This window comes from Flavobacterium cyanobacteriorum (assembly GCF_002251835.1).
In the GTDB taxonomy this organism is placed as follows: Bacteria; Bacteroidota; Bacteroidia; order Flavobacteriales; family Flavobacteriaceae; genus Flavobacterium; species Flavobacterium cyanobacteriorum.
The window spans coordinates 21,638-44,861 of the sequence record NZ_NOXV01000268.1; the positions used below are offsets into that span (position 1 = coordinate 21,638).

Consider the following 23,224-nt stretch of genomic DNA (forward strand, 5'->3'; position numbering starts at 1 on the left):
GTAAAAATGTTACAATGTTTCCTTTAGCCACCCGAAAAATTCACGCTGCCACACCAGTGCGTTTTGCGGCTTCAGCACCCAGTGGTTCTCATCAGGAAAAAGTATAAACCTGCTTTTGATGCCCCTTAGCTGTGCAGCCTGGAAAGCTTCCTGCCCCTGCCCGATAGGCACCCGGTAATCAATACCACCCTGAATAATGAGTATCGGTGTGTCCCACTTCGCTACCATGTTAACAGGATTAAACTGCGAATAGGTTTTTTGCGCTGCGGCATTGTCCTTCTCCCAATAGGGCCCGCCGCTGTCCCAGTTGGTGAAGAACACTTCTTCTGTAGTGCCATACATACTTTGCAGGTTAAAAACACCACAGTGCGAAATAAATGTTTTAAAGCGCTTATTGTGTATGCCTGCAAGGTAGAACACCGAATAGCCACCGTAGCTGGCCCCTACAGCCCCTAAGCGGGTTTTATCTACATAAGGCTCTTTGGCTACATTGTCAATAGCCGAAAGGTAATCCTCCATTACCTGGCCACCCCAGTCTTTGCTGATCTGTTCGTTCCATTGCACCCCGTGTCCCGGCATGCCGCGGCGGTTAGGCGCTACCACTATATAGCCATTGGCAGCCATAAGCTGGAAATTCCACCTGTACGAGTAAAACTGCGTGAGCGCGCTTTGCGGTCCGCCCTGGCAGTACAGTATAGCCGGGTATTTTTTATTAGCATCAAAGTTTGGCGGCAGGATAACCCATACCAGCATCTTCTTACCATCGGTAGTGGTAACGTACCGCTTTTCGGTGCGGCTCAGGGCAATACCTGAATATATGGCATCATTAACATGCGTAAGCTGCTGCCATTTTTTTGTTTTCATGTCATAGCTGAATATTTCTGTGGCGTCGTTCATATCCGCCCTTTCCACAATTACTTTGGAGCCTGTAAAATCAACAATGGTATTTATATCGAACATACCATCTGTAACCTGCTTTATGGTAAAAGCTGTAGCCGTTGCCGAAAAAGCCACCTCAAATAGCTGTTTGGTGCCGTCAACCGGTGCGCTGAAGTATATCTTTTTGCCGTCGCTGCTCCACGTAAAGCTGTCAACAGTACCGTCCCAGCCCGCAGTTATGTTAATGTCTTTGCCGTTTACACGTACAATAATATCATTTTTGTCGGCCTCATAGCCGTCACGCTTCATCTGCAGCCAGGTCAAATAGCCTTGCGGCGAGAAATTCGGATTAGTATCATACCCCGGGTTGTTTGGTGTAAGATTAACGGTCTGTTTCGTTTCAAGGTTATACCCGTATAAGTCAGTATTGGTACTCACGGCATATTCGGTGCCTGCTTTCTTTTTAGCTACATAAATAATGCTTTTCCCGTCGGGCGACCATGTATAATCTTCTTCACCACCGAAAGGTTTTTGCGGGGAATCATAAGGTTCGCCGGGCATAATGTCAGTAAAGTTATCCTTGTCATTTACGGGCGAAAAACCTACGTGGTTGTAGGTTCCGTCATTCCAGGTGTCCCAGTGGCGGTAGTTGAGGCCGTTATATACCTGCGCGGTAGATTTTTCCAGCTCCGGATAATAATCCTTACCCAGTACTTTCTCCACTTTTACTTCTTTGTGGTGCAGGAAAAGCCTGCCATCAGGCGACACATACCTGTCCTTCAGCAGCTCCTTATATTCCTTGATTTCAGTGGCTGCCCCGCCTGCAACCGGCACGGTGTAGTATTTTGAAGCTGATTTATTGTCTTTAACCGAAGGCGTTGAGACTTTATACACTACGTTCTTGCCGTCTTTGCTGAGGCCCAGGGCGCTCACACGGCCCAGTTTCCAAAGCAGTTCGGGTGCCATGGTTTGTTGCGCGGAAGCAGATATTCCCATCAGGCTTACAGTTAAAAGTATTATTTTTTTCATAATGTGTAAATTAACACTCCGGATAATTATCATGTATGTCAGTACTTAAAATGCACTCCCCCTGCCCAGTTTACTCCCATTGCCCAGCCTGACTATTCCTTTTTTATTATGGCTACTTAAGATAAAAGCGCCAGGCACAAAAATAAACAGCTTCTGTTATTTTACATAAATAAATCCATGTTTCTTCTTTAATATTAAACTTATGCCAAATAATTGTGGTGCACCTGTATATACTTAATGACAGGCAGCGATGTTCCGGACAACAATGCGCTTTTAGCTTTGATAATTTGCCTTTTGGAATATAAACTGTATCTTTGCCGCTTCAAAATTTTCATCCTGTTTATGAACAAATTACTGATTGTAGGAACCGTAGCTTTTGATGCTATTGAAACACCTTTTGGAAAAACCGATAAAATCCTGGGCGGTGCCGGTACCTATATAGGCCTTTCAGCCTCGTTTTTTAATGTAAAATCGGCAATAGTATCAGTAGTTGGCGAGGACTTCCCGCAAGAGTATATTGATATGCTTATAAACAGGGGAATTGATGTATCGGGCCTTGAGGTGGTTAAAGGTGGCAAAACTTTTTTCTGGAGTGGCCGCTACCATAACGACCTTAACTCGCGCGATACCTTAGAGACACAACTTAACGTACTGGCTGACTTTAAGCCTGTTGTGCCTCAAAATTTTAACGATGCCGATGTAGTTATGCTGGGCAACCTGCACCCCCTGATACAGAGCAGCGTGCTGGACCAGATGGAGGGACAGCCCAAACTGGTGGTGCTTGACACCATGAACTTCTGGATGGACTGTGCTTTGGCAGAGTTATTGCAGGTAATGAAGCGCGTAGATGTTATAACGATTAATGACGAGGAGGCACGCCAGCTGTCAGGCGAATATTCGCTTGTGAAAGCGGCTGCCAAAATTCATGAAATGGGCCCTAAATATGTAGTGATCAAAAAAGGCGAGCATGGGGCGTTGCTGTTCCATAACAGGCATGTGTTCTTTGCGCCGGCACTCCCGCTTGAGGAAGTATTTGACCCTACAGGAGCCGGGGACACCTTTGCCGGCGGCTTTACAGGCTATATTGCGCAGAGTGAGAACATCTCATTTGAAAATATGAAGAATGCTATTATATACGGAAGCAACATGGCATCATTTTGTGTAGAAGAATTCGGTACACAACGCATGGTGCGCCTGCACAAAGAAGAGGTGCTGGAACGCCTGCAGCAGTTCAGGGCACTTACGCAGTTTGATATAGCGCTCGAAACAGCAAAATAAATAACTAAGCCTCAGTATGGGGCTTTTTTTAATAGATAACTACAACAACACAACTATTATGAGTGACGCAATAAAACACGAATGTGGTATTGCAATGCTAAGGCTTCTTAAGCCGCTGGAATACTATAAAGAAAAGTACGGCTCCGCTTTTTACGGCATACAAAAAATGTACCTGCTCATGGAAAAGCAGCACAACCGCGGGCAGGACGGCGCCGGTTTTGCAAGCATCAAAATGGATGTTAAGCCGGGGCAGCGCTATATAAGCCGCATCCGCTCTAACCAGCAGCAGCCCATACAGGACATATTTGCACAAATAAACGGGCGCATTAATGAGGAGCTGCAGCTTCATCCGGAATATAATGATGATGTGGCGCTGCAGAAGGAACATATCCCTTACATAGGCGAAGTTTTCCTGGGGCATGTCCGTTATGGTACTTTCGGAAAGAACAGCATTGAAAGCGTGCACCCTTTCCTGCGCCAGAACAACTGGATGCACCGCAACCTTATTGTGGCAGGCAACTTTAATATGACCAATGTTACCCAGCTGTTCAACAACCTTGTAGAATTAGGGCAGCACCCAAAGGAACTGGCCGATACGGTTACCGTGATGGAGAATATAGGCCATTTTCTTGATGACGAGGTGAGCGAGCTTTACCAGGACTGCAAGAACGAAGGCTATAACAAGCAGGAAGCATCCTCTGTTATTTCTGAAAGGCTGAATATTGTGAGGATTCTGAAAAGATCTTCCAAGTTTTGGGACGGCGGCTATGCTATGGCAGGCTTGCTGGGGCATGGCGACTCGTTTGTATTTCGAGATCCGGCAGGCATACGTCCGGCTTACTTCTATAAAGATGACGAAATTGCCGTGGTAGCTTCGGAGCGGCCTGTCATCCAGACTGTTTTTAATGTGCCGTTTGAAGAGGTACACGAACTTGCGCCGGGGCATGCTATCATCATTAAAAAGAGCGGCAGCATCCGTATTGAGGAAATTATACCCGCACTTCCTAAAAAAGCATGCTCATTTGAGCGGATATATTTCTCCCGGGGCAGTGATGCCGAAATCTATGAGGAACGTAAGGCATTAGGCAGGCTGGTACTGCCACAGGTGCTGGAAGCTATTGGAAATGATACGGATAATACTGTTTTCTCCTACATACCCAATACTGCCGAAACATCTTTTTTTGGCATGGTTGAGGCCGCACAGGACTTCCTGAACCAGCGTAAAACCAACGAGATTTTAAAGCGGAAGGAATCCCTTACTGCTGATACCCTGCAGGAACTGCTGTCGGTTAAGATCCGGACAGAGAAAATAGCCATTAAAGATGCAAAGCTGCGTACCTTTATTACCGAAGACAGCAGCCGTGACGATCTTGTGGCGCATGTGTATGATGTTACGTATGGCGTAATTAAGCCTGAAGATAACCTTGTTATTATTGACGATAGTATTGTGCGAGGCACAACGCTGAAAATGAGCATCCTCAAAATGCTGGACAGGCTAAACCCAAAACGGATTGTGGTGGTATCCTCTGCCCCGCAGATACGCTACCCCGACTGTTACGGTATTGATATGGCTAAGCTTGAAAATTTCATTGCGTTCCAGGCGGCGCACCAACTGCTCAAAGAGCGCGGGCTTGAACATATAACAGAAGAAGTGTACAAAAAGAGTAAGGCACAGGAAAACCTGCCTGACAATGAGGTGGTAAACTATGTAAAAGATTTCTATGCGCCGTTTACCGACCAGGAAATATCGGATAAGATTGCGGAAATGCTTACCACAGAAGATATAAATTCCGAAGTAAAAATTATTTTCCAGAATGTGGATAACCTGCACAAGGCTTGCCCTAAGAACCTTGGTGACTGGTATTTTACGGGTAACTATCCTACTGCCGGGGGTAACAGGGTAGTCAATAGAGCGTTTATAAACTTCTATGAAGGTAATGATGCGAGAGCTTATTAGCAACTGTTAATTATTGTTAAATATGGTATTTCAACGAGTTTTTAGTGTTTTTTATCTAAAAAAGTTGGAGCATCTTTATAAAAAATTTACTTTTACATCAAAATAGCATTAGTAAATTTATTTTACGGTATTTTTGGGGGCAAGAAAGCGGAAACTAACACTTTCCGCTTCTTTTATTATATAGGATACAGTAATTTTATTACAAGCTGTTTTTACATTTCAACGATTGTTCTTGTATTTCATCTAAAACATTTGCAGTGTATAGCTGTTTGGCCTATTTTTACACAAAATAGCATAGTAAATTAGTTTTACGGTATTTTTGGGGGCAAAAAAGGGAAAACAATGTTTTCCCTTTTTTATTTTTTTATCATTTTCTTTGTCAACATCTTTCCCTCCTTTTCAATGCTGATAATATAGATACCGGGCTGAAGTGCAGAAGTGTCAACAATATCTGCGGGTACAGCACCGTGGAACACCTGCCTTCCGGACATATCTGTTATGATTACATACGAAGCGCCACCTGTAATGTATATGTGGCCATGAAAAGGGTTTGGTGAAATAGCGTGTTCCTGGGCAAATTGACGGTTGCGCAGGAGGCAATCCTGGGGCGCAGTACCCGGAGAAATATCTAGATTACCGTTTGTAATATTCCAGTGCTGCCATACCCCTCCTGTTTCATTGCCACTATACCAGTCAGAAAGGTCAAACGTGTTAGTGCCATCAGCAGTTCCGGGAACCTTATACACTTTAAGCGCACCGGTAGGGTAGCTCCATGTCAGTGGCTGCCCCGGCAGGCAGGCAGGTATACCGTTTTCGATATAGCCGCTTTCACAATTGGGCATGAGGAAATAAGCATATTCTTCAAAGGCAGGATATTCTCCATATACTTTTGCAAGCCCGTTACCGTCAATACACACCGCCACATATTCATTGCAGGCAATTCCTTTAGGCTGGAAATTATGGTCCTCTACAAGCCGGGCCAGGAAAGCTGTATGCCTCCCCCTGCGGTCAGGATTGTCATAATGCGTATCTGTTATTACATTAAACATAAAAGGGATCTGTAAAAAATCGTGTACCCCCAGGGTCAGGTTGGGATGATAAGGGTTGGCCAGCGCCTGCGCAGAAGTTACCGTACCATTTTGCGCAGTAAAATAGTTATGCCCTAAAACAGCCATGCCTGCGCTGGTACCGCCAATAGGGGCATTTTTCTGGTTCACATGCTGATTAAGAAGCGTTTCGAGGGCATTATCTTTAAAATAGCTTATGTAATTCCACTGGTTGCCACCGGCCAGCCATATAAGTTCCGCATTGGCAACCTTGTCCAGCACATAAGGATGTGTTGCCCCTGTGGCTGAAGTAATAACAAGCGTTTCAACTGAATTAACGGCAACGCCAAGTTCTGAATAAAAATAATTATTATACCCGTTGCTGCCCGAGGTGCGCAGCACCACAACATCGCCCCCGTTTGCCTTCTGCAACAGCCATATCATGGCATTATCATTTTCGGTAGCGCCACCCATAAGGCAGGTACCGGGCGTAGTAACGGTTGTAATATTGTTTGTATTTCCGGTAAAGTAACTGGTATAGCCCTGCGCAAGACAATAAAAAGGCACAATTAAAATTAATAGCAGGAGTTTTTTCATGATCAGCGGTTTACAGGATAAATATAATGAAACGGAATAAAAAAAGGCGCTGTTAAAGCGCCCTTTCTTATAGAAAATTTTATTTTTCGTTGGCATACCTCCTTGCCACTTCTTCCCAGTTTACCACATTCCAGAAAGCCTCTATGTAGTCAGGCCTCCTGTTTTGGTAGTTCAGGTAGTAGGCGTGTTCCCAAACATCAAGCCCCAATATTGGAGTGCCGCCGCAGCCAATTTCTGGCATCAGAGGGTTATCCTGGTTTGCGGTTGAGCAAATTTCCAGCTTCCCGCCGGGATGTACGCAAAGCCATGCCCAGCCTGAACCAAACCTGGTAGCCGCAGCCTTGGCAAACTTTGCCTTAAATTCTTCAAAAGAACCAAATGCCTTTTCAATGGCCGCTTCAAGGTCGCCGGTTGGCTGCCCGCCACCTTTAGGCGAAAGCACCTGCCAGAAAAGGTTGTGGTTATAGTACCCGCCACCATTATTCCTCACGGCAGTATTGCTCATATCGAGGTTAATAAGTATGTTGTCAATAGTTTTACCTTCGAGGTCAGTACCTTTGATGGCGTCATTAAGGTTAGTAGTATAGGCATTGTGGTGCTTGGTGTGGTGTATTTCCATAGTGCGTGCATCAAAGTGGGGCTCAAGCGCATCGTAAGCATACGGAAGTTTTGGTAGTTCAAAAGCCATAATATGGGTGTTTTTTAAAAGATTAATACTAAATTTATCCAAATTTAGAAATTTTAAATTTTATACAGAATAAGATTATGTTATAATTTTTATCGTTTAAAACCCATAACTTTTATTGATAGTGACAAAACCTGCTTTTTCTATATACAATGCTTCTGCCGGCTCCGGTAAAACCTATATGCTGGTAAAGGAGTACCTGAAAATACTCCTCCAGTCCCCTACTGATGACGGCTACCGTAAAATTCTTGCTATAACTTTTACCAATAAGGCTGTAGAAGAAATGAAAAACAGGATTATTAGTAATCTTTCGGAATTTTCAATAGATGAACCTAATGAAAAAGCTAATAATCTTTTAACCGAGATTAGTATGGAAACTGGGCTGTTGCCTGCAAAAATAAAGAACAAAGCACGTGCTATCATAAAAAACATCATTCACAACTATGCGGCTTTCGATATTTCTACCATAGACAAATTTACACATAAAGTAATCCGCGCTTTTGCACATGACCTGAACCTGCCGGTAACTTTTGATGTCTCATTAGAAACAGAAAACCTGCTGCATGAAGCGGTTGACGCCATAATTGCCAAAGCAGGTGAAAATGAGGTGCTGACTAATCTTTTGGTAGACTTTTCGGTAGATAAAACTGATAACGACAAAAGTTGGGATATAACCTACGAACTGTTTGAAATAGCAAAGCTGCTGGTTAATGAAAACCACCGCAACGAAGTAGGCCAGTTCAGGGACAAGCCAGTAGAAGAATTCCCCGCAATTAAAGAGAAACTCCGGGAAAAAGTGGCTGCCCTGAACAAAGAATGCCGGGCGCTGGGCAGGCAGATTGGTGAAATAATAGATAGCCACGGCATTGATACAAAATCTTTTTCCAGAGGTACTTTCCCCAACCATATAGCCTGTATACAACGCGGAGAACTAAGCAGCACCCAAAAAAAATATTACATCCCCGAGGATGTAGCCATTAATAAAAATGCACCAGACCGTGCAGTTATAGAAAGTATTCTCGACGAAATACTGGCCCTGTTGCAAAAGGCGTATAAGAACTTTGAAAAACTTAACTTTTACAGTGCTTTCCTGAAAAATATAACTCCACTCTCCTTGTTAAATTCCATTAGCCTGGAGCTCGAAAAGATTCAAAAAGAACAGAATATACTTTCTATAGCTGAATTTAATGCTATAATCCACAAAGAGATACAAAACCAGCCCGCACCTTTTATCTATGAAAGGCTGGGGGAACGCTACCGCCATTTTTTTATTGATGAATTTCAGGATACTTCGCAGATGCAGTGGCAAAACCTCATCCCCCTTATTGATAATGCGCTCGCGGGGCAGGATATGGCTGGAGAGAAAGGTTCGCTTATGATCGTGGGCGATCCCAAACAATCCATATACCGCTGGCGGGGCGGGCGGGCAGAACAGTTTATTGGCCTTAGTAAGGGACAAAACCCGTTTTCAAACCCTGACTGGCAACTGGTTAAGCTTGGCAAAAACTTCAGGAGCTACAGCGAAGTCATAGGCTTTAACAATGAGTTCTTTACTTTTCTTTCAGGCGAATTTGAATACGCAGATTACAGGGACCTATACAGGGATAATAGCCACCAGGAAACCAATGCCAAAAAAGGCGGTTATGTAAACATTTCTTTCATCCCTGAAACAGGCGCCGAAGAAGAGGTAACAAAAAATGAATTATACCTGCAGGCTACGTTGCAGACAATACATCAGGTGAAAGCGCTTGGTTTCCAATACAAAGATATTGTACTCCTTACCCGTAAAAGGCAGCCCGGAGTCCTGCTGGCCAACTACCTTACCGAAAAAGGCGTCCCAATCCTGTCATCTGAAACATTGCTTATAGAAAATGCTACAGAGGTTAAGTTAATCATTAACCTGCTACGGTACCTGAAAAGCAATGAAAACATGGAAGCAAAGGCATATTTCCTGTACTTTGCTGCCCGGCAATTGGTGCCGCCGGAAAAAATTCACGATTTTATAAAGGAAGGAATGCAGCAGCCCGATGAGGCGTTGCTGGAAACATGGCTCCAAAACAGGGGCATTTCCATCTCATTCAGGGACTGCCGGAAAAAATCACTTTATGAAGCGGTTGAAACTATCGTTGCCGCTTTCATCAGGGAGAGAAGCAACCAGTCATACGTACAATATTTCCTTGACCTGGTGCTGGAACGCGATGTTAGGGCGCAAAGCGGTATTGCCGATTTCCTTGATTACTGGGACAATAACGGTTCCAGGTTCAGCATACCTTCTCCTGAAGGAACCGATGCGGTGCGTATCATGACGATACATAAATCAAAGGGATTAGAGTTTCCGGTTGTAATTTTCCCGTTTGCCGAAGAAGATTATTCCAAAGCGCCAAGAAATAAAATGTGGCTGGATCTTGATGATGAAACCTTTGAATTCCGGAAAGCGCTCATCGACAGTAAAAAGGAAGTATCGGAATACGGCGAAAAGGCTTCGGAACTATATTTTCTAAAATCACAGGAGGAGCTGCTGGACAATATCAACATACTCTATGTAGCGCTTACAAGGGCTGAAGAACAGCTATATATTATATCAGGGCGAAATTTTACCGCTAAGGGAGAACTGACTAACAACATGTCGTCACGTTTTATAAAGTTCCTGCAGTACAAAAGTATTTATGACAATACCATCAATACTTATGAATTTGGCAGGAACAGAAAATTATCCGCCAATACTGAAATTGCGGGCAGGCAGGAAACAATAAAAGTGGTGCGGCAAAATTTCAGCCCCCGCGGCGTTAAAATTGCAGGGCGGGAATCGCTTATGTGGGGCACAGGTCGTTCTCAGGCTATAGAATTTGGTAATATAATGCACGAAATTTTATCCTTCATCCACACCGCACATGACATTCCTGCGGCACTCATGAAAGCAGTAGAAACCGGGCTGATTACAAAGCAACAGGAAGCCCTTGTTGAACAGACGCTCAGGGAAGTGGTAACCCACCCCGGGCTGGAAACGTTTTTTAATGAAAACAATACCATATTCAATGAGCAAAATATAATAGCGCCCGGCATGCCCACCATCAAGCCCGACAGGGTAGCCATTTATGCTAACAAAGCCTGCCTGCTCGATTACAAAACCGGTTCGCACCATGCAAAATATGAGCGCCAGCTGGCAGAATATGGCGCTGCTTTACAGGAGATGGGATTTGAGGTGGTTAAAAAAACACTTGTTTACATAGGGGAGGATATAAATGTAGTAAATTTAGCCCCCTAACCCCAAAAGGGGGAATAGTGTTTGTTTTATCTTTGCACTTACAACAATAACAACAACAAAATGTACGGAAAAATTAAAGAACATCTACAATCTGAAATTGACGCTATAAAAGAAAACGGCCTATACAAAAGGGAGCGTATCATAGCTTCCCCGCAAGGCGCCGAAATAACACTTGACAACGGGCAGACGGTACTGAACTTCTGTGCCAATAATTACCTTGGGCTGTCGTCGCACCCTGAAGTAATCCAGGCTGCCAAAGATGCGCTCGACACCCACGGTTTTGGCATGTCGTCTGTGCGCTTTATATGTGGTACGCAGGACATCCATAAAGAACTGGAAAATAAAATAGCCGGATTTTACGGAACGGAAGATACTATATTGTATGCGGCAGCTTTTGATGCCAATGGGGGCGTATTTGAGCCACTTTTTAGTGAAGAGGACGCCATAATATCAGACAGCCTCAACCACGCGTCTATAATTGACGGTGTGCGGCTTTGCAAAGCCACACGCTACCGCTATGAGAACAGTAATATGGAAGAACTGGAACAGCAGCTTATCAAGGCTAATGAAGAAGGCAGGCGCTTTAAAATTATCGTCACAGACGGTGTTTTCTCCATGGACGGGCTTGTGGCGCCTCTGGATAAAATATGTGACCTTGCCGACAAATATGATGCCCTTGTAATGGTTGACGAATGTCACGCCGCCGGATTTATAGGTGCTACAGGCAAAGGAACCCCGGAGGCTAAAAGGGTAATGGGAAGGGTCGATATAATTACCGGCACACTGGGCAAAGCCCTCGGCGGGGCTATGGGTGGTTATACTACCGGTAAAAAAGAGATTATAGAAATACTCAGGCAGCGTTCAAGGCCCTATTTGTTTTCTAATTCGCTTGCCCCTGCCATAGTAGGAGCTTCCATTAAGGTATTTGAGCTTCTTGAGAAAGACACTACGCTTCGCGACAAACTGGAATGGAATACTACATATTTTAAGGAAGGCATGAAAAAAGCAGGTTTTGACATTATAGATGGTGATTCCGCTATTGTGCCTGTTATGCTGTATGATGCTAAATTATCACAGGTCATGGCTGACGAGCTGTTGAAAAAGGGAATTTATGTAATTGGCTTCTTTTTCCCGGTAGTACCGAAGGGTAAAGCAAGGATAAGAGTACAGCTTTCCGCAGCCCATACAAAAGACCATTTGGACAAGGCAATTGCCTCATTTACAGAGGTTGGCAAAGCATTAACTATAATTTAACTACAATTTAGGGGGATTAGTAGGATAATTTTTAATAAATCGTTTTGCTGTTCAATTCTAACATGCTAAATTTGCCTTGATATAACCTATATGTAATTAAAATAAAAAAGTATGAAACATCTTAACAAACTATTTGTTGCAGCCCTGCTGGCAATGGGATTAAACGCCCAGGCCCAGGACGAAAACAATCCATGGCTCGTTTCCTTTGGTGCCAATGCAGTTGATACAAGATTCGGACAGGCTTCAAAATTTGAAGACAAGTTTAGCGAATACTTCAACGCCAAAGACAACTGGAACATCCTTCCTTCCGTATCTTATGTAACAGTTTCAAGGCACGTTGGAAACAACTTCTCTTTTGGTATCACGGGATCAGTAAACAGAATTGACAGGTTGGTTACCCGCCAGCCAGGTAGTTCGGAATATGTAGTAAATAATCCAGGTGACCTTTCCTATTATGGTGTAGATGGCCTTATTAAATACAGCTTCCTTAACGTAATAGGTACTAAATGGTTTGATCCTTACCTGCATGTAGGTGGCGGTTATACCTGGATAGATGATAAAGGCAATGGCACCGTTAACGGAGGATTGGGTGTAACATTCTGGTTTGTTGAGAATGTAGGCCTTACATTCCAGTCTACATACAAACATACATTTGAAGATGCCGCAGATGCCAATGTTCCAAGGCACCTTCAGCACTTTGCAGGGCTTTCATTCAAATTTGGAGGCAAAGACACAGACAAAGATGGTATATATGACAAAGATGATGAATGCCCAACAGAAGCAGGATTAAAACAATTCAATGGTTGTCCTGATAAAGATGGCGATGGCATTCCTGATAAAAATGACTCCTGCCCTGAACAGGCTGGCCTACAGGAATTCCAAGGCTGCCCTGACACAGACGGTGACGGTATTGCTGATAAAGATGACGCTTGTGCCGATGTCGCAGGCCTTAAAGAACTACAAGGATGCCCTGACAAAGACTCTGACGGTATAACTGATAAAGATGACAGGTGCCCTGAAGTTGCCGGCCCACGTGAAAATGGCGGATGCCCATGGCCTGATACTGACGGTGACGGCGTACTTGACAAAGATGACCTTTGCCCTGAAGTAAAAGGTACTACCGCAAACCGCGGATGCCCTGAAGTAACTGAAGAAGTTATGAAGCGCCTCAATGAGTTTGCGAAGACCATACTGTTCAACAGTGGTAAAGCTACATTCAAAGAAGAAACAATGCCGGTACTTCAAAGCATGCAAAGGATATTTAAAGAATACCCTCACGCAAGGTTCATCATTGAAGGACACACTGACAGCGACGGTAGCAACGCGCTTAACCAGTCACTATCTGAAAACAGGGCTGCCGCAGTACGTAACTACCTGATCGAAAACGGTATTGCCGCTGACAGATTAGTATCTACAGGCTTCGGTGAAACTAAGCCAATTGCTTCTAACAAAACAGCTAAAGGGAAAGCCCAAAACAGGAGGGTTGAAGTATTACTTATTAAAGAATAATTTATCCTCTGATTAAATAATGTAAGAAACGTCCCGTAATTACGGGACGTTTTTTTTATTTTTATGCCATGGCTAACCCAACATTCCTTAATAAACTAAGCAAAGAACTAATCACAGAATTTGCCGGAAAACTTACAGATGTTGTAATTGTGCTGCCCAATAAGCGGGCAAGGATATTTCTTCTGGAAGCGCTGAAAAAAAATCTTGACCAGACTGTTTTTGCACCCACAATAGTAAGTATCGAAGACTTTATGCAGGATGTGGCAGGGATACGTTCTGTTGATGCTATGACAACGCTTTTTGAGTTTTATAATGTGTATAGCAAACTTACCCCACCCGAAAAGCTACAGCCTTTTGAGCAATTTGCTAACTGGGCTAAAACGCTTCTTCAGGATTTTAACGAAATAGACCGTTACCTGTTAAACCCTAATTTTGTATTGTCTTATTTAAAAGATATCGAAGATATAAAACATTGGGCAGTAGATGCAAGCCAGCAGACTCCAATGATTAAAAACTATCTTGAGTTCTGGGGCCCACTTCCACAGTATTATAAATCATTATACGCTCACCTGCTAAAAAAAGGCATCGGTTACCAAGGCATTATCTACCGAGAGGCAGCAAATAACATAAACATTTACACAAACACATTAAAGAAACATAAAATAATTTTTGCGGGCTTCAATGCACTAAATACTGCAGAAGAAACTATCTTACGCCACCTCGTTTCAGCAGGCCGTGCAGAGATTTACTGGGATATTGACCAGGTTTTCCTGGAGGACAAGTACCACGATGCGGGGCTTTTTATAAGGCGGTACCAACGGGAATGGAAAGAATATGGCTCAAAATCATTCCAATGGATTGTAAAAGATTACAGCGAACCAAAAAACATTAATATAATTGGTACGCCAAAAACTATTGGACAGGCAAAAATAGCCGGGGAAATTATAGAGCAGATACTGGAAAGCGGTGCGGGTATAGACAAAACTGCCATCGTGCTGGGTGAAGAAAACATGCTCATCCCGCTATTGTACAGCCTGCCTGCAAGCGTGGGTAGCCTAAATATTACCATGGGTTACAGCAGCCGCAATAACCCTGCGCAGATACTGGTACACAAGCTTTTAAAAATGCATACCAATGCCATCGCCAGAAACGAAAAAAACTATACTTTTTATTATAAAGAAGTGCTGGATATATTGACGCACCCATTAGTAGAGCCATACGCTGGTGCGGCAGCAACCGTAAACGTCATTAACCGGAACAATCTGACGTTTTTCTCCCAAAGCAAATTATTCGGCATACAAGGTGAAATCTCCCCCCTGTTCAGGTTACTGTTTGTCCGCTGGGACGATGGCGTACCTGCTGTGCTTAACCGGCTTTCTGAAATATTATTGCTGATAAAGTCATTTCTGAGCAATGACCAGGAAGAAGAAAAAATTGTAAAAGCTTTCTTATATTCCATATTCAAAGTAGTTAATACGCTGATTAATTATTCTGAAGAATATAGAGCGATAAATAGTCTCCAGGTGCTGTATCAGGTTTACAAGCAGGCGGCCGAGCTTGCTGAGGTATCGTTTGAAGGAGAGCCGCTGACAGGCCTGCAGGTTATGGGTGTGCTGGAAAGCCGTGTACTTGATTTTGAGAATGTAATTATTACCTCAATGAACGAGGGTAAATTTCCTGCCGGGAAATCTACTAACTCTTTTATCCCTTATGATGTAAAACGGGAACTCGGGCTGCCTACTTATAAGGAAAAAGATGCCATTTACAGCTATCACTTTTACCACTTGTTGCTCAGGGCAAAAAATATTTACCTGCTGTACAACACCGAAAGTGAAGGCCTCGACGCCGGTGAAAGAAGCCGATTCCTTACCCAAATTGAAATTGAAAAACAGCCCGCGCATAATATTGTAAACACGATATACAATGCCTACCTGCCTGATAAGGCATATGAACCTATGGCAATTCATAAGTCAGCCCCGGCAATGCAACGCCTCTACGAAATCGCTACAATATCAGGGTTTTCTGCCTCTGCGCTTACAGGCTACATTGGAAACCCTTTAAAATTCTATTACCAGCGTGTACTGCGTATCCGCGAAGCAGAAGAAGTAGAAGAAAACATAGCCTTAAATACACTCGGTACAATTATCCATGGTACACTGGAGGCGCTATATAAGCCATACCTCAGCAAACTTCTTACAGTACAGGATGTTGATGATATGGTTCAGCTGGCCAATGATGAAGTGATGCGCCAGTTTATAATGGTGTATAAAGAAGGTGAAATAAAAAAAGGAAAAAACCTTCTTGCCTTTGAAGTAGCCAAACGCAATGTCTACAACCTGTTGATGTACGAAAAGCAATTGCTCATTGATGGTGATCAGGTAGAAATACTGGCGCTGGAACAAAAATTCGACAGGAAGCTCGAAGACGGCCGGCTGCCATTTCCCGTATTGATATCGGGCAATATAGACCGTATAGAACATCGCAACGGAAAAATAAGGATTATTGATTACAAAACAGGTAAGGTAGAAAAAAACAACCTTGTACTTAAAGATTGGGAAACACTGACAAGCGATATAAAAAATGAAAAAATCATACAGTTGCTAACCTATGCTTTTATGCATCAAAACTATGCTCAAAGCAGAGAAACTGAAGTAGGGATAATTTCATTTAAAAATATGAAAAACGGGTTCATGGGCTTTTCATACAAAGACGGGTGGGACCGTAATGCGCCCGCGCTCCACATAGTTGATGACAGAATACTCGAAGCTTTCAAAACACAGCTGGTACTACTGATTAATGAAATCCTTAACCCGGATATTCCTTTTGAAGAAAAACTGGCGTAAAATCCTGCGGGCCTTTTTATTGGCAATGCCACTGGCTTTTTGCCGATAAAAAAGTTCTTCCGGTTACCTTCATTTTTATCATTTCTTAAAGAGTGATGGCAGAGATTTAAGATATAAGTTGTTATACATAATGTTTTATAGGCATTATGGAAAAACTACCCCAAAGGGAGAACCTACGCCACTACTTCACCTTCAGGTAAATACCCACCTCATCATACGGCAGTAAAAGCTCCTTTTGCTGCTCAGCATACGATGCAATTTCATAGGGGTTGTAGTACAGCAATAAACCTTCTTTTGTAAAAAATATATTTTGCGGCAGCGCAAATTTGTCGCCCTCAAACATAAAACCTGTTGCATTTATGTTTTTGCCGGCCGGAACTTTAAACTTTTCCCGGAACTTTTTTTCAGCAAAAGCGGTAACGCCTTTAATATCCGTAAAAATATCCTCATTTGTTAACGACCGGCCCGTTGTAGCATCGAACAGCAGCGACCTCTCTGCGCCATAACCGTGTGCCCCACCGGTAAACATGTAGCTCTTTATCAGTATGTTGACAATACTTTCGCTTCTATAAGCCGTTTCGCCATTAATCCTCGCTTCCCAGGGCAGCATAGGGTCATTAGGAAAATCTTTCTTCATCTTGTCATAAGCCCCAATAAACGAAGCCATAACTTCTTCATAACTCTTTCCGTCGGAAGGCTTTTCCCCAAAATAAACAATACCCCGCACAGTATTGAATATCTTTTTGTTGATGCTATCGGCTACTATAGGAATGTTTTCAGCCACAGGTAATTCAATGCTCACACTGGTGCATCCGCCTTTACAGGGTAGGGAAGTTTTCTTACTATACGTTTCGGTTCTAAAATACAGGCCTTCCGGCTTAGGCGCTTCAGCGGGAGCTTCTGTGTTTCCTGTTTCTTTTTTACATGCTGTAGCCAACAGCAACAATACAGCAATTATATAGTAGCGTTTCATAGTTAATGGTGTTATTGTTTTGTAAAAGGTTGTGCCACGCGTCTGGCAATAACCAAATAACAGTAAATTTGCCTAAATTTACCGATAACGAATTGTTTTTATATGAAATTTAACACAAAAACCATACACGGCGGACAGCATTATGAGCCCGCCACCGGGGCTGTAATGCCGCCTGTTTACCAAACATCAACCTTTGCGCAGACCAGCCCGGGGCAACTGATAAGCGGTTACGAATACAGCCGGGGGGGCAACCCTACCCGCACAGCGCTGGAGAACGCGCTGGCCAGTATTGAGAACGGCGCACGCGGACTGGCTTTTTCATCGGGCCTTGCCGCTACCGACTGTGTGCTGCGTATGCTGAAGGCCGGCGATGAGGTTATTGCCATGGACGACCTGTATGGCGGCACCTACCGCATGTTTACCCGCGTGTATAAAGACAGCGGCATAAAGTTCCACTTTGTGGACATGAACGATATTGACAGGCTAAAATCGCTTTTTAATGAAAATACAAAGCTGGTATGGGCAGAAACACCAACCAACCCACTGATGAAACTGGCCGATATTGAAGCTATAGGCAAAATAACTAAAGATAAAGGGGTGCTGTTTGCTGTAGATAATACTTTTGCCACACCTTACATTCAGCGTCCGCTTGACCTGGGCGCCGATATTGTAATGCATTCGGCCACTAAGTACCTCGGCGGGCACAGCGACGTTATTGCCGGGGCCCTTATAGCTAAAGAGGAACAGCTGGGAGAGCAGCTGCATTTTTTACAGTTTGCCACCGGTGCCACGCTCGGCCCGCAGGACTCATACCTGGTGCTTCGTGGTATAAAAACCCTGCACCTCCGTATGCAGCGCCACTGCGAGAACGGGCAGAAAATAGCCGAATACCTGGCCAGCCATCCTAACGTTAAAAAGGTTTACTACCCGGGGCTGGAAAACCATCCGTTCCATGACGTTGCCAAAAAACAGATGCAGAACGGTTTTGGCGGCATGGTGAGCTTTACCTTTAATTCCGGCGCAAAGGCCGATGCCATAAAGTTCCTGGAAAAAGTACGCGTATTCACCCTTGCGGAGTCATTAGGAGGCGTGGAATCACTTGCTAATCACCCTGCCATGATGACACACGCTTCAATACCGGAAAATAAGCGGAAAGAAATAGGCATTACTGATGACCTGGTGAGGCTAAGTGTTGGCATTGAAGATGCCGATGACCTGATTGCCGATATTGAGCAGGCTTTGTTATAGTTTATTGGTTTAGCTGATGATTTTCCTGAACGGATTTCAAATAGCGCTGCAAACAAATAAACACAATAACAAAATTAACGTATTAAAATAAAAATATATATTTGCCCCAAGTAACGAAAACGTTTTCTTAACTACTAAAACATTAATAACATGAGTGATAGCTTGCAGTCTTTTATGGACTTGGTTTCCAAAAGGAACCCCAATGAACCTGAGTTTTTACAGGCCGTGCATGAAGTGGCCGAAACAGTAATACCTTTTATTGAAAAGAATCCTAAATACCAGGGCAAAATGCTTTTGGAGCGCATGGTTGAAGCCGAAAGGATAATCATGTTCCGCGTTACCTGGCTTGATGATAATGGTAATACACAAGTAAACAGGGGTTACAGGATTCAAATGAACTCAGCCATTGGCCCCTATAAAGGCGGTATCCGTTTTCACCCGTCGGTTAACCTGAGCATCCTGAAATTCCTTGCTTTTGAGCAGACATTTAAAAACAGCCTTACCACATTGCCTATGGGCGGGGGCAAGGGCGGCTCAGATTTTGACCCTAAAGGGAAATCCGATAACGAAATTATGCGTTTCTGCCAGAGCTTCATGACCGAACTGGCTAAGCATATAGGTGCGGATACCGATGTTCCTGCCGGGGATATCGGCGTGGGCGGCCGTGAGGTTGGCTACATGTTCGGGCAGTACAAAAGGCTGAGGAACGAGTTTACAGGTGTACTAACCGGCAAAGGCATCAGTTTTGGCGGCTCATTAATCCGTCCTGAAGCTACAGGCTATGGCTGTGTATATTTTGCACAGAGCATGCTTGGCACAAGGGGGCAGAGCTTTGAGGGAAAAACTGTTGTAGTTTCAGGTTCAGGAAACGTAGCGCAGTATGCCGCTGAAAAAGCCATGCAGCTTGGAGGCAAGGTGGTAACTTTTTCTGATTCATCAGGATATATCTATGATGAGGCGGGCATTGATGCTGAAAAGCTTGCCTATGTGATGGAAATAAAGAACGTAAACTATGGGCGTATAAGTGAGTATGTAAAAAAATACCCTTCAGCAAAATTTGTAGCAGGCGGCAAGCCATGGGAAGTAAAATGTGATATTGCCCTTCCCTGTGCCACACAAAACGAACTTAACGGTGAGGAAGCGCAACAGCTTGTAAACAATGGCTGTATCTGTGTTGCCGAAGGCGCCAATATGCCCCCTCAACCCCCGAAGCTGTACTTGTTTTCCACAAGGCAAGGATATTATTTGCCCCAGGCAAGGCATCAAACGCCGGTGGTGTAGCCACTTCAGGGCTCGAAATGTCGCAAAACTCACTCCGCCTAAGCTGGACAAGAGAAGAAGTTGATGAAAGGCTAAAGGCCATTATGGCTAACATACACCAGTCATGCCTTACCTTCGGAACTGAAGAAGACGGTTACATTGACTACGTAAAGGGCGCCAATATTGCAGGGTTTGTTAAAGTAGCTGATGCCATGCTGGCACAGGGTGTTGTATAAGATATATAACCGGTACTAAAAATACATTAAGGGCCCTTCAAATGAAGGGCCTTTTTCAATATACATACAAAAAATGCAATAATTGCGTTTTAGCTTATATTTGTGCAAACGATTGCTGATGAAAAGAATATTGTTCCTGCTTTTGCTGCTTGCCCCTTTTGCAGGCATTTCCCAAAACAACCGGCTTTGGAAAAGCTACTATTCCTATACGAACATTGTTGATCTTTCACAATCGGCCAATAAAGTTTTTGCCGCAGGGGAAAATGCTGTCTTCTTTAAGAACCTCAGTACAGCCGAAATAAAAACAATCACATCGGTTGACGGGCTAAAAACCGAAACGGTAACGGCAATACACCACAGCACCGCCTTTAACAAGACACTGGTAGGCAATGATAATGGCCTGCTCCTGGTAATAAACAGTGATAACAGCGTGGCAAGCCGCATTGATATAGTACAGGAAGCCACCGTACAGTCAAACCGCAAAAGGATAAACCATATTTATGAACATGAAGGTAAAGCCTATATTTCGTGTGATTTTGGCATTGCAGTTTTTAATATTGCCACTCTTGAATTTGGCGACACCTTTTACCTTGGCCCCAATGGCGCCGAAGTGCCTGTAAGGCAGGCCACCGTACATAATGGCTATATATATGCTGCCTGCGGCGATAATGCCGGTATTAGGAGAGGGCTTGTAGCCAGCCCCAACTTAAATGATTACAATCAGTGGGAGATGTATAACTTCGGTTCGTGGTTTTTTATTACTACACATAACAATACGCTTATTGGCGGGGATTCCAATACTATATTCAAATTCAGCGGGCCAAATATTTTTTCTGTAGTCCACAGTTTCAGCTTTGCGACCCCTTTGCTTGATTTAAGATCAGTAAACGGGTCATTGATGGCAACTGTTATTAATAATGTAAGGGTTTACAATGAACAACTTCAGTTACAAGCATCAATAAATATTATTCCGGGAGAAACATCCCCAACTAATTTTTCGTGCGCAACAATACTTAATGACCAACTCTTTATAGGCACACAAAATAAAGGTGTTTTTGCCACATTTATAAACAACCTGTCCATCATCAGTAATATTACACCCAACGGCCCTTTGCGCAGTAATATCTTTTCACTTGAAAAATCAGCCAATGCCTTATGGGCAGTTTTTGGGGGTTATAGCTCTTTTTATGAACCGAACGAAGCCGAATATGGCATAAGTAAGCTTACTGCAGAAGGCTGGACATCCATACCTTATGAAGATATTGAAGAAAAGAATGAAGGCAACCAGGTGGCTTCACTTTCTGATATTGTGGTTAACCCTAATAATGAAAATGAGGTTTACATCGGTTCCTTCCACAACGGCCTCGTGAAAATTACAGGAGACCAGGTAGAAGAGGTTTTTACACCGCTTAACACCAACAGCAACGGCAACGAAGGGTTACAGTCGCTTTTTACAAGCCAGTTTCCCAACTACAGGAGCGTACGCGTTAACGGCATGACCTATGACAGGCAGGGCAACCTGTGGATGCTTAACACCCGCATACCAAAACCGCTAAAGGTATTGCGCACTAACGGCTCGTGGGTATCTTACAGCTTTGAAGGTATTATTGCCAATACTTTTGAAGGGGAATACGGGAAGATGGTTATCGACAAGAACGGCACTAAATGGATACCGTCGCTAAATGACGGGTTGATAGCCTTTAATGAAGGGCAGAACGATAAATTCATTGTAATGAAGAACGACAGCAACCTGCCCAGTACCTATGTGCGCTGCGTAGCAATAGACAACCGCAACCAGCTGTGGATAGGCACGCAAAAAGGGCTGAGGGTTTTGCGGGGGGTTGACCGCTTTTTAACGGAGAATGAACTTACTACCAATGCCATAATAATACTGGAGGACGGGCTGGCGCAGGAGCTCATGTTTGAGCAGTTTATAACCGATATTAAGGTTGACGGTGCCAACAACAAATGGATAGGAACGGCAACAGCAGGAGCTTTCCTTGTATCGCCGGACGGGCAGCAGACATTGTTTCATTTTACAAAGCTGAACTCTCCCCTGCCCAGCAACAACATCAACGATATTGAAATTGACCCTGTAACCGGCGAAGTATTTTTTGCCACAGACAGGGGCATGGTTTCTTATCAGGGTACATCTACCAAAGCAGAAGAGAACCTTAATAACGTGTATGTTTTCCCGAACCCGGTGCGCCCGGGATTTGAAGGAGACGTTAACATAAGCGGCCTGATTGACAAGGCCAATATAAAAATAACCGACATTGAGGGCAACCTGGTTTTTGAAACAACATCCGAAGGCGGAACCGTTTTATGGAACACCACAGCTTTCGGCCGGTATAAAGTAGCATCGGGTGTTTATATGATTTTTATTGCATCAGAAGACGGTTCTGAAACCAAGGTGAAAAAAGTGATGATAGTGCGTTAGCCTTATGCCTGTAAAAACAAAAGCCATAGTAATAAGCGCTATCCGTTACCAGGAAAAAAGCCTTGTGGTAAAATGCTTTACAGCGTCTGACGGGCTTAAGTCTTACTTTATCCGGGATGCTTTCTCATCGCGAAAGAACACCCAGAAAATCGCTTACTTCCAGCCGCTGAACATACTTGAAGTAGAGGCAGTACATAAAAATAAAGGACGGCTTGAATATTTTAAGGAGCTGAAGCTGGCATATCCTTATCACACCCTGCATACTGATATTGTTAAAACAGCCGTGGCTATATTTATATCTGAAATGCTGCACCACAGTATAAAGGAAGAAGAAAAAAACCTTGCCCTTTATGACTTTCTGGAAACTTCGCTCTTGTGGCTCGACAGCCATGAGGCGGCAGCAAACTTCCACCTGGTGCTCCTGCTGGAAATAACAAAGTTTCTGGGCTTTTACCCCCAAAGGCATACAAGCGGCTGCCTTTACTTTGAAATGACCGAAGGGATGTTCATCCCTAATGAGACGCTGAGCTGCCTTACCGGAGAGGAAACACACCTTCTGGTAAGGCTTATGGAGCTGAGGTTTGACCATAACGCCAAAGCGTTCAGCGTTGCCGAAAGACAGGTGTTGCTAAAAATACTGCTTGATTACTATGCTTTCCATCTTGAAGGCTTCCGCAGGCCTAATTCAGCAGAAGTACTGAAGGAAGTATTCAGCTAATACTGTT

General features: G+C 43.8%; 13 protein-coding genes and 1 pseudogene. 10 read left to right on the plus strand and 4 right to left on the minus strand.

The features are described 5' to 3' along the window. Nucleotides 1-9 precede the first annotated feature (9 nt). Complete coding sequence (locus CHU92_RS09565; protein ID WP_094414982.1) at nt 10-1,908, minus strand: S9 family peptidase; 1,899 nt, start codon at nt 1,906-1,908, stop codon at nt 10-12. Nucleotides 1,909-2,250: 342 nt separating this feature from the next. On the opposite strand from CHU92_RS09565, the gene CHU92_RS09570 reads away from it, so the two are divergent. Together CHU92_RS09570 and CHU92_RS09575 are read left to right on the plus strand one after the other, a co-directional pair. After that, nucleotides 2,251-3,186 carry a PfkB family carbohydrate kinase gene (locus tag CHU92_RS09570; RefSeq protein ID WP_094415022.1) on the plus strand — a complete coding sequence of 312 codons (936 nt, stop codon included), beginning with the start codon at nt 2,251-2,253 and terminating at the stop codon, nt 3,184-3,186. A 58-nt stretch (nt 3,187-3,244) separates the two neighbouring features. Then, on the plus strand, nt 3,245-5,143 hold the full coding sequence (locus tag CHU92_RS09575) for an amidophosphoribosyltransferase (RefSeq protein ID WP_094414984.1): 1,899 nt from the start codon (nt 3,245-3,247) through the stop codon (nt 5,141-5,143). Between the two features lie 356 nt (nt 5,144-5,499). On the opposite strand, the gene CHU92_RS09580 is transcribed toward CHU92_RS09575, so the two are convergent. Together CHU92_RS09580 and CHU92_RS09585 are read right to left on the minus strand one after the other, a co-directional pair. Continuing rightward, nucleotides 5,500-6,786: a Type 1 glutamine amidotransferase-like domain-containing protein gene (locus CHU92_RS09580; RefSeq protein WP_094415024.1), complete on the minus strand. Its 1,287-nt coding sequence runs from the start codon at nt 6,784-6,786 to the stop codon at nt 5,500-5,502. Between the two features lie 79 nt (nt 6,787-6,865). Further along, the gene (locus tag CHU92_RS09585; protein ID WP_094414986.1) at nt 6,866-7,474 is read right to left on the minus strand and encodes a superoxide dismutase; all 609 of its coding nucleotides are present in this window, start codon (nt 7,472-7,474) and stop codon (nt 6,866-6,868) included. Between the two features lie 121 nt (nt 7,475-7,595). On the opposite strand from CHU92_RS09585, the gene CHU92_RS09590 reads away from it, so the two are divergent. The 4 genes from CHU92_RS09590 (at nt 7,596) to CHU92_RS09605 (ending at nt 16,342) form a co-directional block, all read left to right on the plus strand. After that, the gene (locus CHU92_RS09590; protein WP_094414988.1) at nt 7,596-10,736 is read left to right on the plus strand and encodes a UvrD-helicase domain-containing protein; all 3,141 of its coding nucleotides are present in this window, start codon (nt 7,596-7,598) and stop codon (nt 10,734-10,736) included. 60 nt (nt 10,737-10,796) lie between these two features. Then, the gene (kbl, locus tag CHU92_RS09595) at nt 10,797-11,990 is read left to right on the plus strand and encodes a glycine C-acetyltransferase (RefSeq protein ID WP_094414990.1); all 1,194 of its coding nucleotides are present in this window, start codon (nt 10,797-10,799) and stop codon (nt 11,988-11,990) included. A gap of 111 nt (nt 11,991-12,101) precedes the next feature. After that, nucleotides 12,102-13,499 carry an OmpA family protein gene (locus CHU92_RS09600; protein WP_094414992.1) on the plus strand — a complete coding sequence of 466 codons (1,398 nt, stop codon included), beginning with the start codon at nt 12,102-12,104 and terminating at the stop codon, nt 13,497-13,499. A gap of 68 nt (nt 13,500-13,567) precedes the next feature. Then, complete coding sequence (locus CHU92_RS09605) at nt 13,568-16,342, plus strand: PD-(D/E)XK nuclease family protein (RefSeq protein ID WP_094414994.1); 2,775 nt, start codon at nt 13,568-13,570, stop codon at nt 16,340-16,342. Between the two features lie 181 nt (nt 16,343-16,523). Here the strand turns inward: CHU92_RS09605 and CHU92_RS09610 are convergent, their stop codons facing one another. Beyond that, nucleotides 16,524-17,315, minus strand: a complete 792-nt coding sequence (locus CHU92_RS09610) for a DUF3298 and DUF4163 domain-containing protein (protein WP_094414996.1) — start codon at nt 17,313-17,315, stop codon at nt 16,524-16,526. A gap of 102 nt (nt 17,316-17,417) precedes the next feature. Between CHU92_RS09610 and CHU92_RS09615 the strand changes: the two genes are divergently transcribed. From CHU92_RS09615 to recO, 4 genes and pseudogenes are all read left to right on the plus strand, one after another. Next, nucleotides 17,418-18,563 (plus strand): cystathionine gamma-synthase, encoded by a 1,146-nt coding sequence (locus tag CHU92_RS09615; RefSeq protein WP_094414998.1) that lies wholly within the window; start codon nt 17,418-17,420, stop codon nt 18,561-18,563. A gap of 150 nt (nt 18,564-18,713) precedes the next feature. Then, nucleotides 18,714-20,059 (plus strand): annotated as a pseudogene (gene gdhA / locus CHU92_RS09620) (NADP-specific glutamate dehydrogenase). 118 nt (nt 20,060-20,177) lie between these two features. Beyond that, a complete protein-coding gene (gene porZ / locus CHU92_RS09625) occupies nt 20,178-22,499 on the plus strand; it encodes a type IX secretion system anionic LPS delivery protein PorZ (RefSeq protein ID WP_094415000.1) in 2,322 nt (773 codons plus the stop codon). 4 nt (nt 22,500-22,503) lie between these two features. Further along, nucleotides 22,504-23,217, plus strand: a complete 714-nt coding sequence (gene recO / locus CHU92_RS09630; RefSeq protein ID WP_094415002.1) for a DNA repair protein RecO — start codon at nt 22,504-22,506, stop codon at nt 23,215-23,217. Nucleotides 23,218-23,224: the final 7 nt, after the last annotated feature.